Source organism: Kitasatospora nipponensis, from assembly GCF_039528135.1.
GTDB lineage: Bacteria > Actinomycetota > Actinomycetes > Streptomycetales > Streptomycetaceae > Kitasatospora > Kitasatospora nipponensis.
Map to the genome: position 1 here is coordinate 1 of NZ_BAAALF010000613.1, position 835 is coordinate 835.

Here is an 835-nt window from a genome sequence, read left to right on the forward strand (position 1 = left end):
CGACGAGCATGGCGGTGAGGCTCTCCGGCCAGCAGTGATCGGGCAACTCAGGTACGTCATGGGCGTGTTGCGAGAGACCACCGATCCCAACTACCGGCGCAGCCTTCACGGCATCGCGGCTGAACTCGCACGCCTCACCGGCTGGACCTACTTCGACGCGCGCCAACACAGGACCGCTCAGAGCTACTTCACGGAGTCCCTCCGGCTGGCACGAGAGATCGACGACAACCCGTTCGTCGCCAACGTGCTCTCCTGTCTCAGCCTCCAGGCCACCTACCAGGACAGGGTCAACGACGCCCTCGCCCTGGCGCGGGCCGCACAGGACAGCGCACTTCTCGACGGCGGCACCCCGCGGTTGCTGGCCATGCTCTCGACCCGTGAAGCCTTCGCCCACGCCAGCGCCCAGGACAAGCAGGCAGCCCACCAGGCCATCAACGAGGCCCACCGCTACTTCGGGATGATCAGCCAATCGGATGACGATCCCGCCTGGGTCCAGTACTTCGACCAGACGAAGCTCACCGTGGACACCGGCATCGCCCTGGGGCAGCTCGGAGACGTGGTCGCGGCGGAACCCCTCATCACCGAGGCCCTGCGAATCGAGCCGACAACGAACCTGCGGGGCCGGGCGTTCCACACGTTCTGGCTGGCCCGAACCCAACTCCAGCTCCGGGAGGTGGAGTTGTCCTGCGCAACGGCAGGCAAGACCCTGGACCTCGCGGCGGCTGTGGACTCTCCGAGGGTCACCGCCCACCTCGGAGAGTTCCGACAGCTGCTCAAGCCATACGCTGATGCTCCGCTGGCGGCCGAACTGGCCAGCCGAATCGACGAATTGGCC

Annotated in this window: 1 protein-coding gene; it reads left to right on the forward strand. The window is 66.7% G+C overall.

Features of this window, described 5'->3' with window-relative positions; translation table 11 throughout:
* The coding region (locus ABD323_RS42255; protein ID WP_486327177.1) for an NsdA family TPR-like regulatory protein at positions 1-835 on the forward strand (835 nt) is incomplete at both ends.